Origin of the sequence: Halosimplex pelagicum, assembly GCF_013415905.1 — an archaeon.
GTDB classification, from domain to species: Archaea; Halobacteriota; Halobacteria; order Halobacteriales; family Haloarculaceae; genus Halosimplex; species Halosimplex pelagicum.
Genome location: NZ_CP058909.1, coordinates 2,432,025 through 2,453,662, shown reverse-complemented (window position 1 = coordinate 2,453,662; position 21,638 = coordinate 2,432,025). Strand labels below are relative to the sequence as shown.

Below are 21,638 nucleotides of genomic sequence, written 5' to 3'. Positions count from 1 at the left end.
TGTGAACTGACCTTTGCGGCCTTGCCGTCCCCCTGGCTTAGGGGACGACTGATGCCGGTACCAGGCCTCGAACCTGAAGTGATGCCGAGCTTGGAACAGCCCAAGCGCACCGGTGACTGCGTCTTGTGGTGCTTGCCTAATTAATCCTGCTCTGCTTCGGGTAGCTGCAGGAGTCGGTAGGCCGGACTTCGTTCGTTCACGAGGAGGATGTAGTCGTCGGGGGCCTCGTCGAGGACTTGACTGATGACTCGCGATTCACTGATTTCCAGTTCGAACTCTTCTAGCGACTCGTCGAACACGTTCTCGAATTCGGACTCGAGATCGAGTTCTTCGATGAGCCTCCTGTAGTAGTCGAACTTGCCGATTTCTTCGTAGTCAATGAGCGTCATGTGAGTGTGTGCTGCAGTTCTGTCTTCTTCGCCCTTACCAAGTCGTTTGGATGGTGCTGTTGGAACGGCTTGGTAAGGTTCTGTTGCTACGCCGCTGCCGCTTCGGGGTCGATGTCGCCTTCTTCGGGTTCGGGCTCGGCTTCGCTTTCCTCATTGTCGGCCTCAGCGTCTTCGTTGTCCCCGGCGAGTTCGGCCACGACGTTCTCGATGTGAGCACGAAGCTCTGAGAGGTCGTAGTCGTAGTGGGCTCCTGCCTCTTCTTGATACGGGGCGTTGCCCGCCTCGAACGCTTCGATCCGGTCGAGCGTCTGGTCAGCGGTCTCTGCGGCCCACCGCTCTCGCGTCCCCTGGTCGGTGATGATGACCTCTTCAGGGTCGATCGAGACGTAGGTGTCACCCTCGTCCGTCGTGTAGGTACTCGGCTTCCCGATGATCATCAGGTGCTCCGGGGCGTCGAGTCGCTTCAGCTGGCCGTACTCGTCTTGGTTGTACTGCTGCCCGGCGTAGACGAAGAAGTTCTCACCCGTCTCGTCGACGAGTCGGGCGCGGATGATTTTCTCGGACACTTCCGTTGTCTCGGTCAGCGACCCGCACATCAGTACGCGGTTCGCACGGCCCCCGGTCGGAAGCAGCACGTAGTTCGCGGCACGCTCCTCGCCCTGCTCTTCGATCTCATCGGGGTCCTTGAACTCGATTTCGGCCTCGTTGAACTCCGGTGCGAAGACACGAACGGCTTCTTTACGCTGCGGTCGGGACTGATTGCTCTGGCTCATGGATTGATGTCTCTCTTGTAGTTGAGGTTGGTAGACTGGTTGAACGCGATGCTCACGCGGCGGCGTCGGCCTGCTGGCTGTCGTTGCCGGCGCTCGTTTCTGCCATCTCCGCCTGGAGGCGATCCTGCAGGCTCTGGATCTGGTCGTCGTCCACGCTGTTGGTCGCCGTCGCGTTCTCTACGAGGACGTTCTGCCCGAGCTCCGGTCCCTCGATCTTGAAGTACTGGCCGAGGACCTTGTTGGAGATCTCCTGAGCGACGACGCCCGTGTCGAGGGCGTCCATCGCCATCTGTTTCGCCTCTTCCAGTTCGATGTCGGCCACGTCTTCGGTAGCCTCCTGGTCGAACACGACGTTCTGTGCGACCGCGCCGTTGTCGACGACGGCCTTGATTCGGAGGTCGAATTCGCCTTCCACTTCGCCGTGTTCGGAACAGCGGCCGTTCTGGAGAACGCGCGTACAGTCTTCGTCGGGACATCGCTTGATGAGCCCCGAGCCACTCTTCACGGCGACGAGGACGCCGTCCACGACCACGTTGTCGCTGCGGCCGTCTGCCGCCTGCCCTTCGACCTGCGTGATGCTCGTACTGGAGTTGAGCTTCACCGAGTACCGACCGTTGTACTCGTCGCTGACGACGTTGTTGATCTCGTAGGTCTCGCCTTCTTCGAGGAGTTCGACCGGCACTTCGCCATCGTTCTCCCAGATCACGAACTTGATGATGTCCGTGTCGTCGCCGATGAGCCCGACTTGGGCCATGTCGGGGTGGGACGGGTCCCACAGTTCGATCACGTCGACGAGGAGGTCGTGCCACTCGTCTGCTTCGTTGATGTCCTCGACAGGCGTCGGACTGAACTCGTCGTCCGAGAGGTCCTCGCTGTCGGGGGCCGCACCGCTCTGCGTCACGGCACCCTGTTCGATGCCGTGTTCGTCCATCAGGTTGTTTCGAACGGTGCGCTCGGCCTCGTCCAGAGGCACCTTGAACTCGCCGACGAGCTCTTTGAGGTCTGATTCGACCTCGTCCTGATCGATGTCGGCGTGATCGCTGAACTGTTCCACGATACCGGATGCAGTACTTGCTACGTCAGTAGTCATATTTTGGAATCGACTGCTCTTTGGAGGACAGAACTGCTTCACCGCGACGGCTACTCTCCTTCTCCTCCACCCCAACCGGGGCCTAAAAACCACACTCAACTACCAGCCTCACCTACCCCCTGCGGTGTAGGTCACGCTACAGCAGTAGACCGAGTCGTCTGGCCGGTTTCGGCGTCAGGGATCGTATCGTGCTGATAGCGGATTTCGAGCCGCTTGAAGTGCCGAGCTTTGAACCAGTCTCTCCACGAGCGGCCAGCTCCATCCCAGCCGGACCCGTCCCCGACGAGCGTGTCACCGTCGTCGTCGAGGTCGTACTCACGGGTGAACTGGTGTACGCGCTCCCACTCGCCGGTTCGATAGTTGAACATCCACTCCTCATCGGTCTCGTGAACGCTGTCGCCGGCGTGTCGGTACGTACGTCGCGTCACGCTGTTCCCGATCTCGTTCCGGTAGGTCAGTTCGAGAATGTCTTCGCCTCCCTCCACACCAGCGACCTCGAACGGGAGGGTTTCGGTGGAAGGTTTGTCAGTCATCTTTCGGCTCCATCTTCTCTCGGAGGTCGTCCAGTTGACTGACCTGCTCGCTGTAGCCGTTGTCGTAGACGCCATCGAGGATACCGTCGAGGATACCCATGAACTCCTCGTAGTCCTCACGCCACATTAGGTAGTCTTCATTGTTCGCGACCGCTTCCTCGACAGTGTGGCGGATCTCGCTGACAGCGCCATCGGGAATCTCGTCGTGGCACTCCATCGCCATCTCGACCGATTCCAGGATGTGCTCGAAGTTGATTGGTTGATCGTCGTCGGACATGTTTATATCGCCTCCGCGAGTTCTGCTTGGGCCTCTTCTTCGGACGGGATCTCCACCTCGTCGTAGACCGGTTCACCGCCGATGTCGCCTTTTAGTTTGCCGAAGTTTGCGAACGTGAGGTCCGTCTCCAAGACGACGTCGAGGATGTTGTCGGCAGTGAGGATGTTCTCCTGCCGGATCGCGTTCATCTGCGTGAGTCCCGTTTCCGAGATGTTCAGTTCGTCGTCGGTCATCCCGGTGAATTCGGCCCAGGTCCACCACGTCTCATCACGGACGACGACCTCTCCGTCGTCGTACTGCTCGTACATCGTGAGCTTGACGCCTTCGTAGTCACGATCGAGGTTCGCCCAGACCTTCACCAGGTCGTGTTCCTTGGAGTCCTCTGAGGGCTCTTCTCCAGCTGCCGTGTCCGCTGTTGCTTCTCCTTGCATTTCCTCTCTCACTCCCTTCGGAGTATAGAAACGACCATCTACCCGCTCGCCATCAGGCTGGATAGTGAGACCGGCTCATCTCCCTCCCCACTGATCTCGATGTCGTCTTCGGCTGGGCTCAGGTCCTCGATGATGATGTAGTCGGCGTCTTCTGGGACGTGGTAGGTGTCGGGGCCGGCCCAGAACACTCCACCGTCTCGGCGCGCAGAGAACGGGAGGACGCGAATGGTTGCTGTGGAACTGGCTGCGCCTGAGCAGACTTCGACGTCGGTTGGTTCTGCGAACAGTACGATGCCTTCAGGGTCGTGGATGAAATCGCCGGTCATGGTTCGTGAGTCGATCAGTTGTCGTCTAAGCTGTGGCTCGGATTGTCGGTCTGTGCGGTGATCGTAATTGCAGTTGACCCGTCTGCCCCACTGATACGGATCGTGTCGTGGTCGAACTCTACGCTCGGAGATTCGACCTCAAAGGGAGCCCTCGAAAGGCTCTGGTCAGTCGTGTAGTACCCACTGGGTTGGTATCCGACCGAAGCGAACTTCCGACCGCGAGGTCCGTTTTCCTCTGCGAGGGCGACGTATGCCCCTTCCCCCCGGCGGCTACTCCCGTTGAAGATCGCAACCGGCCCGCTTGATTGCTTTCGAGTGCCGATTTTTTCGCTGAGGTAGTATTCCGCACCGGTGAGGTGCGCCCAGTCCTCCAGCGAAGCGACGTGCGAGAGCTCTTCACGTCGGATCGCGATCGGGTCGAGAGCGGTGTCGAACCGGTCAGGATCTGTTGGTGTCTCCGCGTCTTCCAGCCATTTGTGGACGCGCTCGTCGGCCTGCTCGGGTTCGTCATCACGGAAGAGGAGTGACCGGTTCGTTCCGAGACCCGTGGACTTCGAGACTTCGAGGTAGAAGTACACCCCGAACGCGGGGAGGTTCTCGTCTTCTCGGTGGAGAGGCTGCCGGATAACGACCTCTCCGGTTTCGGTGTTTATCCACCCACGAGCTTCGTCAGGCTGGTCGGCGATGTTTTCAGCTCGGATAGGAGCAGAATCCCAGTCTTTTGGATGCTCTGACATCGTCAGTACTCCGTGTCGAACTTGTTGCCGTACCGACTCTGGAGCCAGTCGACGGCATCGCTCTTCGAGTCGAAGGCCTTGAGGAGGTCCGTTCGAGTCCCTGTTCCGTTGTCTCCGGGGCCGATACGGTACGCGCACCACCGCGAAGTCTTGATGATCCCCTCGCAGATGTGGGACCACTCCAGGTGACCGTTTTCTTCGATGTTTTCGCCCTTGATGACCCCAAAGTCTCCGCATTTTCGGGGTCGTGGGCCATTGCGCTTCTGCTCGATCCGGCCGACTTTGTAGTGGCCGGGTTCAACTCGTTTTGGCATAGTTCGTGTTGTAGGATTGCGTCGTCAGGCTGTCTGTGCGGCTTCGATCTCCCAGTCTTCGCCGACGTAGAACTGAATCCGACGTCTCGCCTCTTCGATCTCCTGTTGGTGGTTTGGGTTTCCGCCGATCCCGAAGTCCTCCAAGAAGTTGCGAGCGTTCTCGTCAGGGTCGTACCCGTAGAGTTTGTACCCGCTACTGGTTGCACCAGCTGATCGCGTGAACAGGAAGCGCCGGTTTTCGTCGCCGTTCGTCGCGAGGAGTTTGAGTGTATCTCCGTAGTGCATCTGTACGTGTTACCGATATCGCGAACAGCTGTTGCCGCCGTCGATGTGGTGCCACGATCCATCATCAGCGTCGAACTCGAGTGTCCCGTGACAGTCGAGGCAGTCGCGCTGTTCGCCGTCGTCGTACTGTGTAGACATCAGTGCTGGTTAGTTATCGAGCGCGTCTTGGAGCCGCTGTTCTTCCATCCGCCGCTCAGCTTGTTCGATCTCCGCGTCTTTTTCTCGTTGGGAGTAGAGTTCACGTGGACCCATCCCTTCGTTCGAGCAGCCCGGTTTGTGGTCAACTGCTCGCGTGATCGTTTCCTCACAGTCCCGACACTCAGGCGCGGGCGGTTCGTTCCACGGCGCTCGTGGGTCACCAGCACTTGTCCCGTCTGGGTAACCTCCCATAGTAACTCTCCACCCCACCTCGGAGGACAAAAACAACCACCTCCCGATTACGCTCCCTGCTTCAACTACCGTACCGAGTCCAGGTCCACTGTTGATTTGACGCCACGGATCACATAAGGTGGTAGCGGCGTATTGCACATCGTATCCCATTCACGGCCGCAGTTGAGATCTCGCTGATTTCGTTTTCGTTGCCGGGAGAGGATTTCACGTTGGACTTCAGCCATCTCTTCCCGAAGTGCCTTTTTCGAGAAAAGCCGACCGTTCACTTTCTCCACCTGTTTGAGTAGGCTGTCGTACCGAGCAACTAATTCGTCGATGGTCTGTACTTGGGGTCGGCGCTGTCTGGCTCTGCTAACCATCTTAACCCTCCAGGTCGCTTGGGGTGTAAAAACGACAGAATCACCACCTGTCTGTGAGATTGGCAGAGAACTTGCGTACAGTGACCGTCTCGTGCAGGTTCACTCAGGGTTCGGCGGAAGGATAACGAGAGTGAGGGTATCGTTGAAGATCTCCGAGAGCCCATTCTCACGGAGATTGGTGATGACGGTCTCTGCAACGTCTCGTTCAAGGCCCTTGATTCTGATCAGGGGGCCGGTGGGGTCCGACTCTTCGACGTGCGTGAAAGCGAATCTGTCTTCTCGGATACCCGATTCCCTGACGATGTCTTCGATTTCGAGAACCGTCTCGCGGTTCATGCCGGTACAGCTGAGTTCGTAGTCGTATTGAACAGCGGGTCCGCTGTTGCCGTTGTTGGCAGATTCGGGGTTTGACTGACTCATGATTACGTGCTTTTGTTTGTGGGGGGTTGGCCGAGCTGGAGGATTTCTCCACACCGGAGACACTCCTCAACTCCGTCGACCATCTGGATGTCTTTGGAACCGCATTCAGGACATGCTTGGTCGAATAGAGTTCCGCACTCGGGGCACTTTAGTCGGAATGCGATACCTTCGGTTGTCGTTTCGGCTGTGTCTTCCACCTGAAGAGACCTACCACACCCTGTAGATGGGCACACTTCGGGAACGGTTCCCTCCCGTATGTACGGACTGCTCAACTGGGGCTGCTCACTTCCCATCTACAACTAATTCTATTTTTGAGAATAATAAAGGTATGGCTATTGGTAAGGGTGGTGTTGTGGTGGTTTGAGACAAAGTAAGAGCGTTCCAATCCAACTTTATAGACGGCTGTTTGAAATCAGAATTAGAGAGAAGACGCTCTGTGCTGGGCCTTTTGCTCGGGGGAAGGGGGAGAGTAGTGAGATGGGATGATATATAGTGGCCGTTTGCTTTCGTTGTTGTCCGTTTCTGAAATGTTCGGCCAATCAGGGAGTGCTTCTGTGTCGTTTGGGCCGATCGTTCGATGGGGGACTGTTGGGCCGATCTCTTCGATGAGGTCTTCGATTTCTTGGGCCTCTTTTTGAGTGACGTGTAGCTCGATGAATGCTACTGATCCAGACCTGATGGCACTGGGTGCGACCCCTCCCGGTTGAAACGTGGTTTCGTACCCGGCTTCTTCCAATCGTGATGCAAGTTCTTCGGTTCCTGACGCTGTGGATGTTGGTGAGGTCCCGCTCGTACTGGCATCTACAGCTGTATCGTTTGCTGAACCCATAATCTAACCCTTCACCTTCAATTCGGGCGTCAAAAACTACCGGATGGAAAGCAGTAGAGGGTTAGTCGCCAGCTGCAATTTGCTCGTATAGTTCTGTGAGTTTCGATTCAATTTCATCGATGGAGTTGAGAAGTTCTCTGTAAGTCTCGGTATCTGTCTTTCCCGCTTGGTTGAGAGAATTCCGTTTTGACCGTTTCTGAAAAAGAGTGTTCGAGAGGTTCTGAAACTCATTCTGTAATGCGATATCGTGGATAAGACTCTGTAAATCGTCTCTATATATAGGTTTCATTTTGTATTTGTCAACCGGGTAGTCCAAAATCTCAGGCGTTGGATCTCGTGTGGTGAGGATGATAATCCGAGGCTCAGTATGTTCAACCTCATCTTCTTCAATCGCTTCGATGACCTTTTTTCCGTTCATCCGAGGTAAGTTGAGGTCGAGTAAAATCAGGTCGATTCGGGGGTTGAGCTCTTCTAATGCTTGCTCGCCGCTTGTTGCGAGGGTGGTGGAATATTGATCCTCGAGATAGTTTTGGTAGAGGGTGGCTGTATCTCGTTCGTCCTCTATTATGAGTATATCAGAAGGAGCGTGTGGACCAGTATCGAACTGTTGTTTACTCATTGGTCGTTTTACCTCGCATTTGTTCTAGCCAATCGTTCTCTAGTGGGGAGCATAACTTTTGCTATGTTTCCCACTCGTGCAGTTATTTCATTGATAGTTGTACTGATACTAACGAATGTGGATAACCGATAATGGTTTTAAAAATTCAGTCAAAGAAGTTTATGTCTCTTTGTGATTTTGCGGGATTTCACCGTCGGTGAGGAAGAATACAGGAAGGACAATTAGGAGGATGCCTAGAATAATTGCTAAACTGGAAAGCGGTGTCGTCCTTAGGATAGTAGTTCCGATGACACCTACACCTAAGATGAGGCTCGCAACCAGTACCTTCTTCCCGGTTTTCGATACTCTCGAAGTATTAAACTGTAGAGGTGTGCTCTGGCGTTCTCGCTCTTGTTCTTGTTTTTGTTTTTCGCCGGTTTCGGTGCCTTCCTCTATGATTCCCTCTGGGGGGGTTACGGCTTGTTCGCCATCAGAAAACTGCGGATTCTGACTAATTCGGATTCTCCGACTTTGCCGTCTGAGTTTTTGCTCGAGTCGTTCGTTTTCTTGTTCGAGGGCGTCGATATCCTCCATCAAGGAATCGATCGTGTTAAGCTCTTCATCGTCAGTGTCCTCGCCATTCGGGAGCTCTGTAATAGAGTACCGCTCCAGCCCGTTGCACGCTTTACATAGGAGTAAACTGATGAAGCGGTGATCTGGGAGGACGTAGCTGATCGGTTTGACGATCGGCTTTTCGCACTCGCACTCAGTGAATTGCTTTACCCCTGGTGTCTTATCAGGTTCATTGTTGTCGAAGTCTTGGGATAGACTGAAGCCTAGCTCTCTCTCTCGCTGTCCCATACTACCCACTACAAACTTCGACTGTATTAGTTTAGGGGGGCAGAAGGCCTGCTACTCGTCGTTCATTGGCACAAGCGGCGTACATTCGATTAGAGAATCTGACTCTGGGCCGCGAGGATCAGTTTTCGATAACCCGGTACTGACCCCGCTATCACTGTTCTCGTACTCGAATTCGTAACCAAGTGTGTTGTCGGGAGTCACTTCGCGACTCTGACGGAGCGGAACGATATTTCGTAGATGGTAGTATTCCGATTCCGTTTTCTTCCAGCTGTCCGGGTCCGGTTCCTCACGCTGGAGATGGCGAGACCAGCCACTCACCTTGCGGCCCCCCTCTCCGACTGTTCGTTTGACTTCGTACGACCATGCTACTGGATCAGGGTCTGAAACCCCCGCATCGAACGCCGTGAGGTTCTCTTGCGCCATTGTTACGATGGAGAAAGCTCGATGATCTCCGTCCTGTTGTCGACAGTGCGGAAGATGGCGTCGAAGCACGATGGGATGAACCTCGGCTCATGAAGGCCTTCTTCTTGCTCGTGGTTCGAGTAGTATTCGATGCTCTCGATTTCTTCGTTGAACCCGAGAACGATCAGCTTCTCGTCTGTTCTCGTGTTCGCTAGGACGTCGCCCTCTCGAAGGACGGTCCCGTTGTCGTTGTTCAGTTCGACTACCGCATCTTTGTGGTCTCCGTCAGCGGCGGCTTCAAGGTCTGTCTGCTGGGTTTCGTTTGCTTGTGACATTGTGTTCACTGTGGCTATGTGTATGCGAGGAGCGTTCCGTTGTCTCGATCCATCGATTGGACCGGGTTAGTTGAAAGTTCGTGGTCGAATGACCCGACCTCGACATCATCGGGCGTCTGTTCGTTGAGTCTGCCCATCTCTGCTTCGTCGATGGCCTGTTTGCTGGTCTGGACGAGGAAACTAACTCCGTAGTACCAGTTATCGTCGAACATCTCTCGCCGTCGCCAAGCGTAGTCTTCTGTCTCGACGTTCTCTGGATGAGGGTCACCGCTCGGGAAGTATTTCTTGATGAGCCGGCGGTCGTGAATCTCGTCGTCGGGCACGTTCTTCACGACGACTCCACCGTGGCTGTCGATCTTCACGGTGAAGGCTTCCCAGGCCGACCCCTCGTTCACGTTCTTCCAGACTAACGAGTACTTGTCTCGCTCGGTCAGCTGCCAGTCCCCGATCTCCTCGGGGAATGAAACTGGGACGAACCCTGCCCGCATGTCACTCGGTTTGTCTGCAGAACTGGGGTCTCGAAGGTCGTATGGGTCCTGAAAGTCGTCGGGGTTCATCGTTTCCATCGCTTCTGTGGCTAGTTCGAGGATCGACTCGGTCGTGACGACCTGCTGGGGGACGTCGATTTCGTACATGTACTCATCGACGTTCTCCTCAGTGAGCATCCCCTCAACTGGCACTGAAAGCCGCCAGCACTGGTACGAACCCCGCCATTTGGCAGTGACGTACGTGTTCTCACCGTTCGACCACTGCATCGTTGTGACGAAGCCGCTGGGGAGAAGTGTGTCCTCGGGGTCATCTTCGCGAGTGTCCTTGTCGACGAGCTCCCATCCGTTCACCGATTCCGGGATTTCGATATCGGTTCCTTCGGTGAGCCGCTCGCGGTACGCCGAAAGGTCGCTGCGCTCCACGAGTTCGATGTCTGTGTCGCCTGGGGTTGCTGACGGTGAATCTCTCGGTACGTTGCTGTATGTCGGGTGCCGGGAGATGGAGATGTGGTTCTCGGAGAGATAGTCGATCTGGTTCTCGCGAGTGACCGTATCCGAAGATGTTGACGAACCCCAACCACGCCGCGATCGTGTCGTCTCGAATCGGACGACATCGCCAAGTTGGTAGACACATCCGTCAGGACCGAGTATTGCCAGCTCCGTGTTGTCTACCACTTCGAGAACCATCGAATGTTGCCTGATAGAGTCTTCGTTCTTCTGGGGGAACTCGTAGTCGTTCCAGTCCAGCACCTTCGCGAGCGTTGTTATTTGCGCCCCATCGAGAGCATCGTAGACAGCATTTCGGCCGCGCCAGATGGCGTCCTTCAGGTCGTCTTCAGTACGGATTCCATCTAGACGCTCGATGATCTCCGTAATGTGCCGGGACTCCATCTCATCGTGCGGTATGTCCGAAAAGTCAGCCAAACTATCCCGCCACGGGTGCTCAGCGAACAGATCAGGGTGGGCCTCCCGAAGCTTCTCGTAGCCCGTTTCCGTGTTGATGTTGTCAGGTGAGAGGGCCGGGGCGAACTCTAGGTATGACGGGTCTTCAGCCATCCGCTGGTATCGGATGGGTTCGTCCGTACTCACGTAGGCAGTGTTATGGTGACCGTCGATCCGAGCGCAGATATCGGCGACAATCGGTTCGTTGAACCTGTCGGGTTTCAGTTCGACCCAGAAATGCGTCCGGTTCGACATCCGATCCAACTTCGCGATGGAGAGGTTGTGGAGCCGTTTGTCTCGAATCGCAGTTGTCACCCCCCAGACGATGTACGGCTCGTACCCTTCCTCGTCGAGTGCCTCTGCGAGCCGGTAGGCGTTTTCGTGCCGATGCTCATCGAGCGGTCGAAGCGCACTATTCTCCACGGGAGCAGCAGACGAATTGGGGTCCGCTGGTAGCCCGTCGACGTCGAGGTCCAGGTGCTCTTGGATTTGGGAGAGACGGACATCCCGGACGACATCCATGATGTCATCTGGGATATCTTCTCCGTAGCGTGGCTCGGGGCTCATACTCAATAACTTCCACTCCAATCGGGTGTCAAAAATCACCCCGTCTCCAACTTTAAGGAGGTGCCCTCCGAAGACCTGAGCAGATGAGCCGAAGCCAGTCAGCCCAGGAGAATCCATACTTGGCCCCGCCGCTCCCCCAGTTCAAGGGTGTAGCGGAATTGAGTGCTAAGGAGGCGGCAACGCAAGCCGAACAGCTACAGGAAGCGGTTCGGTATCACGACCGTCGCTACTACGTAGACGGGGACCCGGTGATTGCCGATTCTGAGTACGATCGACTGTTCACACGGTTGCAGGAACTCGAATCGGAGTTCGATGTCGATGATGAAGGAAGTCCGACGCAGCGGGTCGGTGCCTCACCTATCGATGAGTTCGATACGGCGACTCACTCGACAGAACTGCTCTCCATCGAACAGTCGCGAGAGAAGTCCGCCGTCCGTGGGTTCGGCGACCGTGTGGTTCGCGAGACAGATGGGTCGGTGTCCTTCGTATGCGAGCCGAAACTGGACGGAATCTCCCTCGCTCTCTACTATGAGGATGGCCTTCTCCAGCAGGTCGTCACGCGGGGTGACGGTGAAGAAGGTGAGGTCGTAACACCGAATGCGAAGACTGTTCCGTCGATACCACTTCGGTTACCGGTTGAATCCCCAGAACGGCTCGTTGTACGTGGAGAGATGGTGATGCCGCGCAAAGCGTTCCAGCAGTACAACAAGGAACAGATTGAAGTCGGAGATGACCCGTTCGCTAACCCACGCAACGCGGTGGCCGGAACTATCCGCCAGAAAGACCCGTCCATCGTCGCAGAACGGCCGCTCCAGTTCCTCGTGTTCGACGTGCTGGAGTCCAGCCAGCCACTCGCAACACGATGGGAGGCCAATCAGTTCCTTGAGGACCTCGGCTTCGTGTCTCCACCCCGGTTAGAACAGGCGGAGACCATCGAGGATGCAGTCGCATACCGGAACGAGACTCTCGAAGTCCGAGACGAGATGGACGTCGCGATCGATGGGGTTGTCCTCAAGGTGAACGATCACGACCACCAGGACACACTCGGCAGAACGTCGAGCCACCCGCGATACTGCTTCGCGTACAAGTTTCCGCCACGAACTGAAGAAACGGCTCTCCGCGATGTTGTCCTACAGGTGGGGCGGACGGGTCGGGTGACGCCGGTCGCCTTGCTCGACCCTGTTGATGTCGGTGGCGTAACGGTCTCGCGGGCAAGCCTCCACAACCCCGCGCAGATCGCCGAACTGGGGGCAGGCATCGGCGACCGGGTTTGGGTGGAACGGGCAGGTGATGTCATCCCGCAGGTCGCTGAAGTCGTCGAGGACCGCGCTGACGGCCACTTCGGGTTCCCCGAGACCTGTCCGGTGTGTAGTAGCAACATCGAGCGTGACGGCCCGATGGCTGTCTGTACGGGCGGCCTCTCGTGCCCGTCGCAAGTCCGTCGGTCCATCGAACATTACGTCTCCCGGAAGGGACTGGACATCGACGGTGTCGGAGAACAGACCGTCGACCACTTCCTCGAAGCGGAACTCATCGAAGACGTTGCAGACCTCTACGCCCTCGCCAAGGACGATATTACGTCTCTCGAAGGCTACGGGGACCAATCGGCAGCGAACCTCGTTGAGGCAATCGACGGGAGTCGAGAACCGGCGCTGCACGACTTCCTCACGGCGTTGGGTATTCCAGAGGTCGGTGAAACAGCTGCTCGCGATCTCGCCCGAGAGTTCGGTTCTGTGGACGCTTTCCGCGAAGCCGAGTCGTCAGACCTAACGACAGTTGATGACGTTGGAGAGGTGACTGCTCGGCGGATTCGAGAGTATCTGCAGATGGAGGTGAATCGGCCTTGGTGAATCGCCAGACGTAGCTTGATTTCACTGGTTTAGCGATTGCTTGATGTTGTGAACCGCACACATCAGGATGAGTTCACGAAATTCACCGTACCAAGTTCGCGCACGCACGGTGTCGCCGAGCGTGCGCTTGATCGTCGAGAAGACGGTCTCACACATCGCTCTCTGGCGGTATCGCGGCCCATCGATCCGCGCGTTGTGCGCGTGATCGATGGGCCGGTACTCACGATGTTTGATTAGCGGTCTCACGCCTTCTTCGCGGAGTTTTTCGCGTAACTCCATCCAATCGTAGCCTTTGTCGGCAGCGAGGCTGGCGAGGTCGCCCGCGTTGCGGAGGGCGACCTGCCAGCCGAGCTGCGTGTCGTGGCGTTTCTCGGTCGTACAGTGAACGTCCAGAATGGCTTGGCTTTCTGTGTCGACGAGAGCAGTTGCTTTGAGCGTCTGAGCCCGGTAATTCGTCCGCCGACAGTAGTGTTTGCTAGCGTTTTCGCGGTCGAAGAACGTCGCATCGATGGCGGCGTGACCGCTCGGCTCGTGCAGCTGCGCCGAGAGGCGCAGCAGTACTCGCCAGAGTGCTGTCTTGATTCTGTCAAACCACTTGACTAGCGTAGAGTGGTCGGGGAGATCGGCCGCGTCGAGGCCGATCTCCCCGAGTATTTGTGGCATCTCGCTCAGCAAATCAAGTGCTTCTCGGTAGGATTTTTCTAGGTAAACCCGCAGACAGTGCAGCGACACCACCGCATACTCGGCGAAGCCGCCACCCCCTTCGGGGGCGGCGACTTCGCCTCGCTCACCAACAGCATTTTTAGCTAACTGAACGACTTTGCTCGTGAAGCGGGAAATTTTCGACATGGACATCGACGGTTTCCCGCTTCATCTTCCTAGTTCTGACGGTCGAAACCGACGCTGTCCAGCGATTCACCAGAGCCGGTGAATCGGGATGTCCTCGACCGTCTACTACAGGAAGTCTCTCCGACGAACGAACTCGCGGAAGGGGGGTCTGCTTTCGAGGACCAGACGGTCGTTTTCACCGGCAAACTCCCGGAACTGTCTCGGTCGGAGGCGACCGAGATCATCGAAGCAGAAGGTGGCCGCGTGACGAGTAGCGTGTCGGGAGTTACAGACCTTCTATAGTACCCGATAGAATTTTTTACTCAGAGTGCGTTACAGCTACTAGTGGATCATCTCGACGAGATCTCCGTCGAGGAACTGCAAGACGCCCTCGACAACGTGGACGGAAAGAAACCGACACAACGGCTCTTAGCGGCAATTGCGTACAAAAACGGTGTTTCGCAGACTGAACTAGCCGAGTGGTACGACGTTCAACGACGGACGATCTACAGCTGGCTCAAGCGACTCGACACCGACGAGTCGCTTGAGCAAGCCGTCTCTGATGCTTATCGATCCGGAAGAAAAAGAAAACTCTCAGAATCACAGCAAGAAGAGTTTGAACAGACCGTCAACGAGTCTCCTGAAGAGGTCGGGATCGACGCGCCGGCGTGGACGCCGGCGCTCGCCCAAGAATTTCTCGAAGAAACGTACAGCGTCGAATACTCGGTTGCGAGTTGTCGGCGGTTGCTCAAAGAAGCTGGACTCAGCTATCAAAAACCTCGACGTACAGCCGCCGAAGCCGAGGAATCCGACAAAGAGGAGTTCCACGACGAGATCAAAAAAAGCGAGCGGAGATGGACGCCAAAATAGTCTGTATCGATCAAACCAAGAAATCCGTGCAGGTCGAGCCGCGTGCCGCGTGGTTTCCGCGCGGCACGCGGCCGAGCGTCGAATTGTCCGGTCAACGCGACTGGACGTGTCTGCTCGGCGCGATCACCGAAGATGGTGACTGCTTTTTTTCACGGTTCACCGAGTACGTCACCGCCGATCACGCGAAACATTTCATTCTCGCATTATGCGAAGAATTCGAAGAAGACTTGATCGTCGTACTAGACGGAGCACCGTACTTCCAGGCGTCGGCCGTCACGGATCTGGCGGCCCGTGACGACCTTGCCTTCGTGACGTTGCCGGCGTATTCGCCGGAACTCAATCCTGTCGAAGAGTGTTGGCGACAACTCCAAAACGCTCTCAGCAACCGGTTCTTCGACTCGCTTGAGCAACTGACCACCGCGATCGATACCGCTCTCGACCAACTGTCGCTTCCAAATGTGAGCAATTACTTCTAACGTCCACTATAGTTGCTGGGGAGAATCCGGGTAGTCGGAAGCAGTCTGCTGCTGAAGAGAACGATGTCACTATCGTTGACGGAGTTGTCTTCGAGAAGCGGCTGATGGCAACTGAAGGATAACTGTAATGCTGGCGTTATACCCCTAATTGTGGACTCTTCTTTGTGATTGATGACACCTCTGTAAGCGATGTTCGGGTTTTCATTCGATTTTTGGTTTATTCTCGAGGGTCCAGTATACCCGAGCTAAGATATTCTTCGCTCGGGTGAGGTTCTTTGATACCGTACTTTGATCAATGTCTAGTACTTCAGCGATCTCAGTTTGTTTAAGACCCTTCTCACGTAGTGCGACGGTTTTGGCAGTTTCGCTTGCCCATTTAAACGCACCAAATTCCACGAGTAAGCCAGCGCGTAGTTCCCACTCAAAGACGGGTTCAAAGGCCAGTTCTACAGGGAAATGTGGTGACTCAAGATGTTTCGGTTGCTCTGAATCTACTAGTTTGCAGATAGTGTTCCAGAGTGCTTTTTTCGTTTCATTATCTGTGGGGTGTTTTTCTAGTTCATCTCCGTATATTCCTAACCTTTCTGCGTTGACGTAAATAGTCTGCCTGTTGAAGTATATCTGGTTTAGGCGAGACGGCATATTTGTGCAATAGATTTCAAGCATTGGCTCAAATGTTGTCACTTCATCCCAATCGATATTATCTGCCTTTTTAACGTCTTCAGAGTCGCTATAGAGTTCTTGGTATTTCTGTCTAATTTTGTCGATACCAGGCCACGGAACTGCAGCAGAGACCTTACCGATATTTATGATTTCTTCGTCCCGTTGTTGTTTTTCTGTTGGGATCTGGGAGTATGCGTAGATGTCTTTCCCAAGGTGGTATAGCCGGTGTTCAATGCCCTTTTCGGGATCTGTTGAACCCGCATTGGTGGGGGCTTGCTTTAGAATGCTTTGGGATAGGTCATCTGCTGTGACGTTTTTGAAGTTGTGTTCTACGTCCATATGCACTCATGAAGCCATGATTGTATAAAACATGGTGTCCAGAAGCCATATGGTCTTGGTTGATTTCGTGAAACTACAAGCTGGCAGCCGTGGCTTCCTTGTGTTCGACGACTTCTGCGAAGGCGACGTTCTCTCGGACGTTCTCGATCTCGATTTCGACGACGTCCTCCGGTTTTACATCGGGAACGATCACGACAAACCCACGCTCGACACGAGCGATACCGTCTCCCTGGTCACCGAGGTCGTCGATTGTGACCGTCCGGCGTTCACCTTCCTCAACTGGCGGGCCGTCGAACTGCTGCTCTTCCGCCGATCCACTCTGTTGCTTCTGGTTACTGGACTCGCCCTCCTGGGACGTTCCCGTTCTCGCTTCCCTGAGGATAGCGACTCGGTAGGGTTCAGACGGGTCGATTGCTCCGTTCTCGACTTCGCTTTCTGGGATTTCGAGAAGATAACGACCATCCTGCTCTTCAATTCGGCCAGTGAAAAGACTTCGAAGCGAATCAGGGATTTCAGCCATGCGGCTGATATATAGGGAAACACTGGCATAAAGGTTCGTTATCCGCAAAATCTCTACGCCCGTTTCGTGATCTTGAGCTTCGTGACGGTTTCTCCGTTCGGCCACCCAGTCTCCGTACTATGGTCTGTCCGTAGAAGGAGGTGTGGTGACTCATACTCCGCGCGTTCACGGCAGGAATCCGAACAGAAACAGTGAATCGCAGGGAACGTGGTATCCGATTCGAGCGCGTCAGGTCCGTCGGTTGCGACGGACTCGTAATCGTTCATATCTTCCTGACGCTGGTGTTCGTAGGACACCAGTTGGAGCGTAGTTGTCTCACTTTCGCCGGCTCTCGCTCCAGTACACTGGTCGGGTTCTGCGAGAATGTGAGCGCCGCAGCCGAAGCAGGTCGGTTCGGTGAAATGCGCTTGCGGAGTAGAGTACGATGCTCCGCCCGAAAGCGCCCCGTCTGGTTCCCAAGAGAGATTTGAGAATACTGATGCAACTGGTGACAGTGGTTCGATAACCTCTGTTTGCGTATCGTCCGTCCGGTAGATGGGCTGGGAACGTCGTTCCGAAGACGGTGGTGGCGACAACACTAACTCACGCTCGTCAGATGAGATCGTGATGTCAACCGGTCTGCTCCGGTTCGCTCCGAGTAGTTCGTCTCGTCTGGGGAGGTCTTCAGGTGTGGTATTTGGCCAGACGCCGACGCCTGTCCAGTAGTGCTTCGCGTTGAGCAGAGAGTACTGGATGAGGTCACGCTTGGGGATGTACTGTTCTCGGAGATTCCGGTGCCATCCACCTTCTGCATCGGCGTAGTCTCCGTGGTTCTCTGCGTATCGCTGGTAGCCGTTCCAATCAACGCCGGCGATGTCAGCGACCGGCGTGTCCGTGATATAGTTCCGAGTCAACTCGACGATATGCTCGTATGCAGAGAGCGGTGTCCCGCCGAGAATATGGAGCCTGTGGGGGAGAGAGCGCCACTCTTTGTGAGTCGCTATATCCAGCGCCTGGACATCCGACGTACCGTTTGGGTACCCGAGGACGAAGTCCGATGGAATCTCAGATAGCACCTCTTCGGTCTTGGGGACGAGGATGAGTTCCATATCCGGGTACGAGTCCCAGATTTCGGCGGCTGCGATGAGATGATCGTCGAGGTCGTCGGCGTCGTAGAGGTCGCCGAGGACAGCGATCTCAGGCTCGTATTCAAATACCCGCTGAATGAACCGGTCAAGGTCAGCGTTCCGGTAGTCGTTATCCAGGAAGTGAACCGGGAGGTCAACCTCGTCGGGCGTCCACTGGTAGGAGCTATCCTCTCGGTGTCCGATCCCGAACCCGAACCGTACCGCATCGAAGACGTACGGGTATCGTCCTGTGAAGACGGCCCAGTCAGCGTTTCGCGCTGCGGCGATCTCGTCTGCGACGGCGGGCTCGTCGGGCAGCGATTCAAACCCGAGTAGCGGGACATCGGGTGCTGTCTCTGTGTTACTCTCGTTGGTAGGTTCGGACGCTCCGCCAGACCGGTCGCTTACTCCATACTCACCGAGATCAACTTGGCTACTACTCATCCGAACCGAACTCCTTCAAGCTGCCTCGGGAGGAAAAAACCTACCAGAATAGCGGAGCCACTCAATAGCAGTATACTCCTCAAGAGAAGTGGCGTCTATGAAACCGTTCAGGAACGGATGTCTTTTGAGAGGCTCTTGTTTTCTGTCATGGCTCTGTTTGAGCAGCGTCTGCATCTACGTACTGGTCAGCGACCCATTCGTAGTAGGCCTCCTCGTCTACGTCCTTGCCGTTCAGTTGAGCGAGTTCCAGCCTTGTCGGAAGGGCTACTTTTGCGCGTAGCCATCCAACGACGCGCTCTCGGCCGTGGAGATTATACTGACGCTGGAGATGAAGTACATCTTCTGTGGCTAGTTCTGGAAGGTCTGACTCAACGAACTGATGGTCAGCACCTGCATCGAGTGCCTGTTCCGCCTTTTCCCGCGTACCCTCTGGTAACTCGAACCCATCAGGTAAACCGGCGTTCACACACTCTCTACACTCTGAGATCGCGGGGAGTGGTTCGTTCTCTTCACAGGTGTCACATCGGTCGGTGTCGGTATCGGTTTGATTACTCATCGGCAACCTTCCCAGAGCTGTTCGGACCGAGTGGATGCCCCTGCTCTTGGATCTTTTCCCACCGTTCAACGACGGCCTGTGCGTTGAAGTCGCTGGGCGTGTCGGCGTTGACGGGTATCGATGGATCGGCCGGCCGGTTACGCATCTTGCTCACCTCCTGAGAACTCCGCAAGACCGTGGTTCTCGCTCTCATGTTTTTCTGTCTTCGAGGACTTACCGCCGTCGGTCGCTGTCTCAAGTTCGTCTTCGTTAGGTGCGTGCTTCTCAACCAAGTCGGAGCCGTGCTGCTTCTCTACGTGGCGACGAGCCTTCTTGAGGGTCCTTATCGGGCCACGTCCCGAGCACTCGTCACAGAACCACTCGGTGCGGCGACTGATGACGCGATCGTAGAGTTCCTGATACTCGCTGGACGACCATGCTTCCGGCGGCTTCTGCGGCGGCTCGTAGGTGAACGATTCGTTGTGTTCTTCCCACTCGTCCTGTGGTGTCTGTTCGTGCTGGTCTTCGAGGTCGCCAGTCTTCTGGACGAGTTCGTACCGTCCAGGCATATTTGACCCGCCCCAGGTGACCGTCTCACCGTTCGGAAGTGTGACTGTCAGGTTCACGCGGACCTCGGTATCTTCGGGGACGTCGAGCGCCCAGACGGTTCGGTTCTCGTTCTTGTGACGGCCACCGTGCCCGACGATTCCGTGCTCACGCATCCAGTCTTCCCATGCTTCCATACCGGTGGGTGTCTCGCGATCAACACCGCTCGCTTGCTGCCCGCCGTCCGTCGCGGCTAACTCGAATTCGCAGTTCGGGCAGTTGTCTCCGGGCCGGAGCAACACGTCGATGCTGGTTTCGGGACAGTCGTGAACGGCTCCGCCGTCATCGAGAATACACTCACGGCAGGTCTCGACATCTTCGTCCGGCCAGTGGTGGTGCTGCTGCCGGAACTCGATGCACGAGGAACACACTACTCCTCGTTCGTACTCCCAGCCATCGTCGAGGCCGACCACGCGCTCGTCACAGGATTCGACGTCGCATTCAGTGCCGAGTTCGCGACTGTTGGCCTGCCGGCTTCCAGAGAGGCGAGACTGCTCAGGGCCGTTGTTCTGCTTACTGTTGACTGTTTCTTCTGCCATTGTTTCTACTCTGATGGTTGGCGGTGGTAGGTGACAAACGAGAGTTCGCTGCGCGAATCCCGGTCAACTTCTGACCATTCATCGGCACTCCACGAAGGGAACTCTACGTCGCCTGGATACGGATCACCGAGTTCCGTGAGAACCATCTTCTCGGCGTACGGGAGTGACGCTTCGTAGATCGCTCCACCTCCAGCTACGTACACCTCGTCGACGCCTCGATTCTGAGCATCAGCCGCCGCCTCCCGAAACGCTTCTTCCAGGCTTCCAGCATGAATCACTTCATCACTGGCGTTGATACTCGATTGCCGGGAGAGTACCACTGTCGTCCGGTTCGGAAGTGGGCCTCCCAAGTCGGACTGGATGTTCTCGAAGGTTTTCCGGCCCATGATGACAGGGTGGCCTGTCGTCACCTGCTTGAAGTGGGCCAGATCCTCGGGGTAGTACCACGGGATTTCGCCACTGTCACCGATGACGCCGTTCTTCGCCACTGCTGCGATCAGTACGATCGTTATCGAGTCTGGCGGCTCGAACCCGTTTGCTCCGTTTTCGTGATGAGTGCGTCCTGCCATTGGTGGTAGTATTCAATTCAGCGCAATATAGTCTCGGTTACTGTAGCGAGTCGGGCATCTTCGCTTCGAGGTCAGCCTCGACGCCGACGTTCTCAGGATTCCCTTCTCGCCCGTCTGTGTGTTGCTGCTCGGCGGGTTGAGATGCTGGCTCCGGCTTACGGGAACCCACAGAGAACTGGTACTCCTCGACGACCGTGAATTCTGAATCGACTCTCCACTCAGCGTTTGGGGATGGCCGCTCTGGGTCGGCACGACGTCGTTCTACTGCGACGGTCGCGTATCCCGTCTCGCTCCCGAGAACGTTCAACCGCACTTCGTGCGCGACCTTCTTATCGGGGTTTCCGTATGGCCGGGTCAACCACTCAGATAGTGTGATCGTGTCGCCTTCAGGGAACCGTTCGGTTTTCCCTCGCGGCGGAGTGTGCGGTGAAACTGTTAGTATGAACTCCGTTTCGAAGGACGGGTCAGCACTGCCTCCCTTGCCGTGCTTGATGAGCTGGTGGACCAGTTCCGTGTTCGGGTTATCCGCGTAGTCCAGGGCGATCACTCGTTGCTTCACCAGGCCTCGCTCGTCGTCGGATGGGGCTCCGCCTTCCCAAGTGAGAACCGTATCTCTCATTCTGTCTGTTCTTCTTTCGGCTCGTGCTCGACGAAGGCACTTCGGTCGAAAACTTTCGGACGGAAGATCTGACCACGTTCCTCGCCGTTCGACGTCCATTCGACCATGAAACTGCCGTCGTCGTATTTCTTTGTGACCTCTCCCTCAGTTCGGTATCCCGTACCGGAGAAGATGACGCTGTCTCCTTCGGATACGGTTCGTTCGTCGTCTGTTCCTGATGTCGTGTGATAGCCCATTGTAGCAACTCCGTTGTTGACGGCCGTCGTCTGCTGTTTCTTCCTGATACAGCTACTCTCTACTCCGATGTTCACTTCCCCTCGCACCAGTA

General features: G+C 55.9%; 29 protein-coding genes. 3 read left to right on the top strand and 26 right to left on the bottom strand.

The genetic code is table 11. The features are described 5' to 3' along the window. Nucleotides 1-140: 140 nt before the first annotated feature. From HZS54_RS12095 to HZS54_RS12025, 16 genes are all read right to left on the bottom strand, one after another. Nucleotides 141-389, bottom strand: a complete 249-nt coding sequence (locus HZS54_RS12095; protein WP_179922776.1) for a hypothetical protein — start codon at nt 387-389, stop codon at nt 141-143. An 86-nt stretch (nt 390-475) separates the two neighbouring features. Then, nucleotides 476-1,162 (bottom strand): hypothetical protein, encoded by a 687-nt coding sequence (locus HZS54_RS12090; protein WP_179922775.1) that lies wholly within the window; start codon nt 1,160-1,162, stop codon nt 476-478. Nucleotides 1,163-1,214: 52 nt separating this feature from the next. Next, complete coding sequence (locus HZS54_RS12085; protein ID WP_179922774.1) at nt 1,215-2,252, bottom strand: replication factor A; 1,038 nt, start codon at nt 2,250-2,252, stop codon at nt 1,215-1,217. Between the two features lie 131 nt (nt 2,253-2,383). Then, on the bottom strand, nt 2,384-2,785 hold the full coding sequence (locus HZS54_RS12080) for a hypothetical protein (protein WP_179922773.1): 402 nt from the start codon (nt 2,783-2,785) through the stop codon (nt 2,384-2,386). Beyond that, the gene (locus HZS54_RS12075) at nt 2,778-3,062 is read right to left on the bottom strand and encodes a hypothetical protein (RefSeq protein ID WP_179922772.1); all 285 of its coding nucleotides are present in this window, start codon (nt 3,060-3,062) and stop codon (nt 2,778-2,780) included. The genes HZS54_RS12080 and HZS54_RS12075 overlap by 8 nt, the downstream gene beginning before the upstream one ends. A gap of 2 nt (nt 3,063-3,064) precedes the next feature. Next, nucleotides 3,065-3,493: a hypothetical protein gene (locus HZS54_RS12070; RefSeq protein WP_179922771.1), complete on the bottom strand. Its 429-nt coding sequence runs from the start codon at nt 3,491-3,493 to the stop codon at nt 3,065-3,067. Between the two features lie 38 nt (nt 3,494-3,531). Further along, nucleotides 3,532-3,819, bottom strand: a complete 288-nt coding sequence (locus tag HZS54_RS12065; protein ID WP_179922770.1) for a hypothetical protein — start codon at nt 3,817-3,819, stop codon at nt 3,532-3,534. Between the two features lie 14 nt (nt 3,820-3,833). Beyond that, on the bottom strand, nt 3,834-4,556 hold the full coding sequence (locus HZS54_RS12060) for a hypothetical protein (RefSeq protein WP_179922769.1): 723 nt from the start codon (nt 4,554-4,556) through the stop codon (nt 3,834-3,836). A gap of 2 nt (nt 4,557-4,558) precedes the next feature. Further along, entirely contained in the window at nt 4,559-4,870 is a 312-nt protein-coding gene (locus tag HZS54_RS12055) for a hypothetical protein (protein WP_179922768.1), read from the bottom strand. A gap of 24 nt (nt 4,871-4,894) precedes the next feature. Further along, entirely contained in the window at nt 4,895-5,155 is a 261-nt protein-coding gene (locus HZS54_RS12050; protein ID WP_179922767.1) for a hypothetical protein, read from the bottom strand. 9 nt (nt 5,156-5,164) lie between these two features. Continuing rightward, a complete protein-coding gene (locus HZS54_RS26470) occupies nt 5,165-5,293 on the bottom strand; it encodes a hypothetical protein (protein ID WP_281377750.1) in 129 nt (42 codons plus the stop codon). Between the two features lie 710 nt (nt 5,294-6,003). After that, nucleotides 6,004-6,324 carry a hypothetical protein gene (locus HZS54_RS12045; protein ID WP_179922766.1) on the bottom strand — a complete coding sequence of 107 codons (321 nt, stop codon included), beginning with the start codon at nt 6,322-6,324 and terminating at the stop codon, nt 6,004-6,006. 890 nt (nt 6,325-7,214) lie between these two features. Further along, a complete protein-coding gene (locus HZS54_RS12040; RefSeq protein WP_179922765.1) occupies nt 7,215-7,772 on the bottom strand; it encodes a response regulator in 558 nt (185 codons plus the stop codon). A 159-nt stretch (nt 7,773-7,931) separates the two neighbouring features. Then, a complete protein-coding gene (locus HZS54_RS12035; protein WP_179922764.1) occupies nt 7,932-8,612 on the bottom strand; it encodes a hypothetical protein in 681 nt (226 codons plus the stop codon). Nucleotides 8,613-9,037: 425 nt separating this feature from the next. Beyond that, complete coding sequence (locus HZS54_RS12030; protein ID WP_179922763.1) at nt 9,038-9,349, bottom strand: hypothetical protein; 312 nt, start codon at nt 9,347-9,349, stop codon at nt 9,038-9,040. A 14-nt stretch (nt 9,350-9,363) separates the two neighbouring features. Continuing rightward, a complete protein-coding gene (locus tag HZS54_RS12025) occupies nt 9,364-11,346 on the bottom strand; it encodes a hypothetical protein (RefSeq protein ID WP_179922762.1) in 1,983 nt (660 codons plus the stop codon). Nucleotides 11,347-11,429: 83 nt separating this feature from the next. Here HZS54_RS12025 and ligA point away from each other — a divergent pair, with 83 nt between their 5' ends. Beyond that, entirely contained in the window at nt 11,430-13,196 is a 1,767-nt protein-coding gene (ligA, locus tag HZS54_RS12020) for an NAD-dependent DNA ligase LigA (RefSeq protein ID WP_179922761.1), read from the top strand. A gap of 21 nt (nt 13,197-13,217) precedes the next feature. Here the strand turns inward: ligA and HZS54_RS12015 are convergent, their stop codons facing one another. Further along, on the bottom strand, nt 13,218-14,045 hold the full coding sequence (locus HZS54_RS12015; RefSeq protein ID WP_179923005.1) for an IS5 family transposase: 828 nt from the start codon (nt 14,043-14,045) through the stop codon (nt 13,218-13,220). 78 nt (nt 14,046-14,123) lie between these two features. Here HZS54_RS12015 and HZS54_RS26705 point away from each other — a divergent pair, with 78 nt between their 5' ends. Both HZS54_RS26705 and HZS54_RS26700 read left to right on the top strand, forming a co-directional pair. Next, entirely contained in the window at nt 14,124-14,327 is a 204-nt protein-coding gene (locus HZS54_RS26705; RefSeq protein WP_218927146.1) for a BRCT domain-containing protein, read from the top strand. 42 nt (nt 14,328-14,369) lie between these two features. Then, nucleotides 14,370-15,370, top strand: a protein-coding gene (locus tag HZS54_RS26700) for an IS630 family transposase (RefSeq protein WP_179922760.1) whose coding sequence is annotated in 2 segments (ribosomal slippage) — nt 14,370-14,862 and nt 14,862-15,370 — 1,002 coding nt in all. Because the reading frame shifts where the segments join, the coding sequence is not laid out codon by codon here. A gap of 201 nt (nt 15,371-15,571) precedes the next feature. Here HZS54_RS26700 and HZS54_RS12000 read toward each other — a convergent pair. The 9 genes from HZS54_RS12000 to HZS54_RS11960 all read right to left on the bottom strand — a co-directional run bounded on the left by HZS54_RS12000 (nt 15,572) and on the right by HZS54_RS11960 (nt 21,633). After that, nucleotides 15,572-16,372 (bottom strand): sigma-70 family RNA polymerase sigma factor, encoded by an 801-nt coding sequence (locus HZS54_RS12000; RefSeq protein ID WP_179922759.1) that lies wholly within the window; start codon nt 16,370-16,372, stop codon nt 15,572-15,574. Nucleotides 16,373-16,445: 73 nt separating this feature from the next. Further along, nucleotides 16,446-16,892: a TRAM domain-containing protein gene (locus HZS54_RS11995; protein ID WP_179922758.1), complete on the bottom strand. Its 447-nt coding sequence runs from the start codon at nt 16,890-16,892 to the stop codon at nt 16,446-16,448. Between the two features lie 53 nt (nt 16,893-16,945). After that, the gene (locus HZS54_RS11990) at nt 16,946-18,442 is read right to left on the bottom strand and encodes a DUF6610 family protein (protein ID WP_179922757.1); all 1,497 of its coding nucleotides are present in this window, start codon (nt 18,440-18,442) and stop codon (nt 16,946-16,948) included. A gap of 145 nt (nt 18,443-18,587) precedes the next feature. Beyond that, complete coding sequence (locus HZS54_RS11985; RefSeq protein WP_179922756.1) at nt 18,588-18,998, bottom strand: hypothetical protein; 411 nt, start codon at nt 18,996-18,998, stop codon at nt 18,588-18,590. Further along, entirely contained in the window at nt 18,991-19,152 is a 162-nt protein-coding gene (locus HZS54_RS11980; protein WP_179922755.1) for a hypothetical protein, read from the bottom strand. Before HZS54_RS11980 ends, HZS54_RS11985 begins: the two co-directional genes overlap by 8 nt. Further along, entirely contained in the window at nt 19,136-20,122 is a 987-nt protein-coding gene (locus HZS54_RS11975; RefSeq protein WP_179922754.1) for a hypothetical protein, read from the bottom strand. Before HZS54_RS11975 ends, HZS54_RS11980 begins: the two co-directional genes overlap by 17 nt. 5 nt (nt 20,123-20,127) lie before the next feature. Continuing rightward, nucleotides 20,128-20,691, bottom strand: coding sequence for a dihydrofolate reductase (locus HZS54_RS11970; protein ID WP_179922753.1), 564 nt, complete (start codon nt 20,689-20,691; stop codon nt 20,128-20,130). Between the two features lie 37 nt (nt 20,692-20,728). Continuing rightward, nucleotides 20,729-21,250 carry a hypothetical protein gene (locus HZS54_RS11965; RefSeq protein WP_179922752.1) on the bottom strand — a complete coding sequence of 174 codons (522 nt, stop codon included), beginning with the start codon at nt 21,248-21,250 and terminating at the stop codon, nt 20,729-20,731. A 56-nt stretch (nt 21,251-21,306) separates the two neighbouring features. Next, the gene (locus tag HZS54_RS11960) at nt 21,307-21,633 is read right to left on the bottom strand and encodes a hypothetical protein (protein ID WP_179922751.1); all 327 of its coding nucleotides are present in this window, start codon (nt 21,631-21,633) and stop codon (nt 21,307-21,309) included. Between the last annotated feature and the right edge of the window lie 5 nt (nt 21,634-21,638).

Excerpts from the sequence above, each read along its gene's own strand:
- ligA (WP_179922761.1), top strand. The coding sequence starts at position 11,430 with ATGAGCCGAAGCCAGTCAGCCCAGGAGAATCCATACTTGGCCCCGCCG.
- HZS54_RS11990 (WP_179922757.1), bottom strand. The coding sequence starts at position 18,442 with ATGAGTAGTAGCCAAGTTGATCTCGGTGAGTATGGAGTAAGCGACCGG.
- HZS54_RS12065 (WP_179922770.1), bottom strand. The coding sequence starts at position 3,819 with ATGACCGGCGATTTCATCCACGACCCTGAAGGCATCGTACTGTTCGCA.
- HZS54_RS12085 (WP_179922774.1), bottom strand. The coding sequence starts at position 2,252 with ATGACTACTGACGTAGCAAGTACTGCATCCGGTATCGTGGAACAGTTC.
- HZS54_RS11995 (WP_179922758.1), bottom strand. The coding sequence starts at position 16,892 with ATGGCTGAAATCCCTGATTCGCTTCGAAGTCTTTTCACTGGCCGAATT.
- HZS54_RS12030 (WP_179922763.1), bottom strand. The coding sequence starts at position 9,349 with ATGTCACAAGCAAACGAAACCCAGCAGACAGACCTTGAAGCCGCCGCT.
- HZS54_RS12040 (WP_179922765.1), bottom strand. The coding sequence starts at position 7,772 with ATGAGTAAACAACAGTTCGATACTGGTCCACACGCTCCTTCTGATATA.
- HZS54_RS12000 (WP_179922759.1), bottom strand. The coding sequence starts at position 16,372 with ATGGACGTAGAACACAACTTCAAAAACGTCACAGCAGATGACCTATCC.
- HZS54_RS12055 (WP_179922768.1), bottom strand. The coding sequence starts at position 4,870 with ATGCCAAAACGAGTTGAACCCGGCCACTACAAAGTCGGCCGGATCGAG.
- HZS54_RS12050 (WP_179922767.1), bottom strand. The coding sequence starts at position 5,155 with ATGCACTACGGAGATACACTCAAACTCCTCGCGACGAACGGCGACGAA.
- HZS54_RS11985 (WP_179922756.1), bottom strand. The coding sequence starts at position 18,998 with ATGAGTAATCAAACCGATACCGACACCGACCGATGTGACACCTGTGAA.
- HZS54_RS12070 (WP_179922771.1), bottom strand. The coding sequence starts at position 3,493 with ATGCAAGGAGAAGCAACAGCGGACACGGCAGCTGGAGAAGAGCCCTCA.
- HZS54_RS12035 (WP_179922764.1), bottom strand. The coding sequence starts at position 8,612 with ATGGGACAGCGAGAGAGAGAGCTAGGCTTCAGTCTATCCCAAGACTTC.
- HZS54_RS11975 (WP_179922754.1), bottom strand. The coding sequence starts at position 20,122 with ATGGCAGAAGAAACAGTCAACAGTAAGCAGAACAACGGCCCTGAGCAG.
- HZS54_RS12015 (WP_179923005.1), bottom strand. The coding sequence starts at position 14,045 with ATGTCGAAAATTTCCCGCTTCACGAGCAAAGTCGTTCAGTTAGCTAAA.
- HZS54_RS12075 (WP_179922772.1), bottom strand. The coding sequence starts at position 3,062 with ATGTCCGACGACGATCAACCAATCAACTTCGAGCACATCCTGGAATCG.
- HZS54_RS12025 (WP_179922762.1), bottom strand. The coding sequence starts at position 11,346 with ATGAGCCCCGAGCCACGCTACGGAGAAGATATCCCAGATGACATCATG.
- HZS54_RS11970 (WP_179922753.1), bottom strand. The coding sequence starts at position 20,691 with ATGGCAGGACGCACTCATCACGAAAACGGAGCAAACGGGTTCGAGCCG.
- HZS54_RS26470 (WP_281377750.1), bottom strand. The coding sequence starts at position 5,293 with ATGTCTACACAGTACGACGACGGCGAACAGCGCGACTGCCTCGACTGT.
- HZS54_RS12080 (WP_179922773.1), bottom strand. The coding sequence starts at position 2,785 with ATGACTGACAAACCTTCCACCGAAACCCTCCCGTTCGAGGTCGCTGGT.
- HZS54_RS12095 (WP_179922776.1), bottom strand. The coding sequence starts at position 389 with ATGACGCTCATTGACTACGAAGAAATCGGCAAGTTCGACTACTACAGG.
- HZS54_RS12045 (WP_179922766.1), bottom strand. The coding sequence starts at position 6,324 with ATGAGTCAGTCAAACCCCGAATCTGCCAACAACGGCAACAGCGGACCC.
- HZS54_RS12090 (WP_179922775.1), bottom strand. The coding sequence starts at position 1,162 with ATGAGCCAGAGCAATCAGTCCCGACCGCAGCGTAAAGAAGCCGTTCGT.
- HZS54_RS12060 (WP_179922769.1), bottom strand. The coding sequence starts at position 4,556 with ATGTCAGAGCATCCAAAAGACTGGGATTCTGCTCCTATCCGAGCTGAA.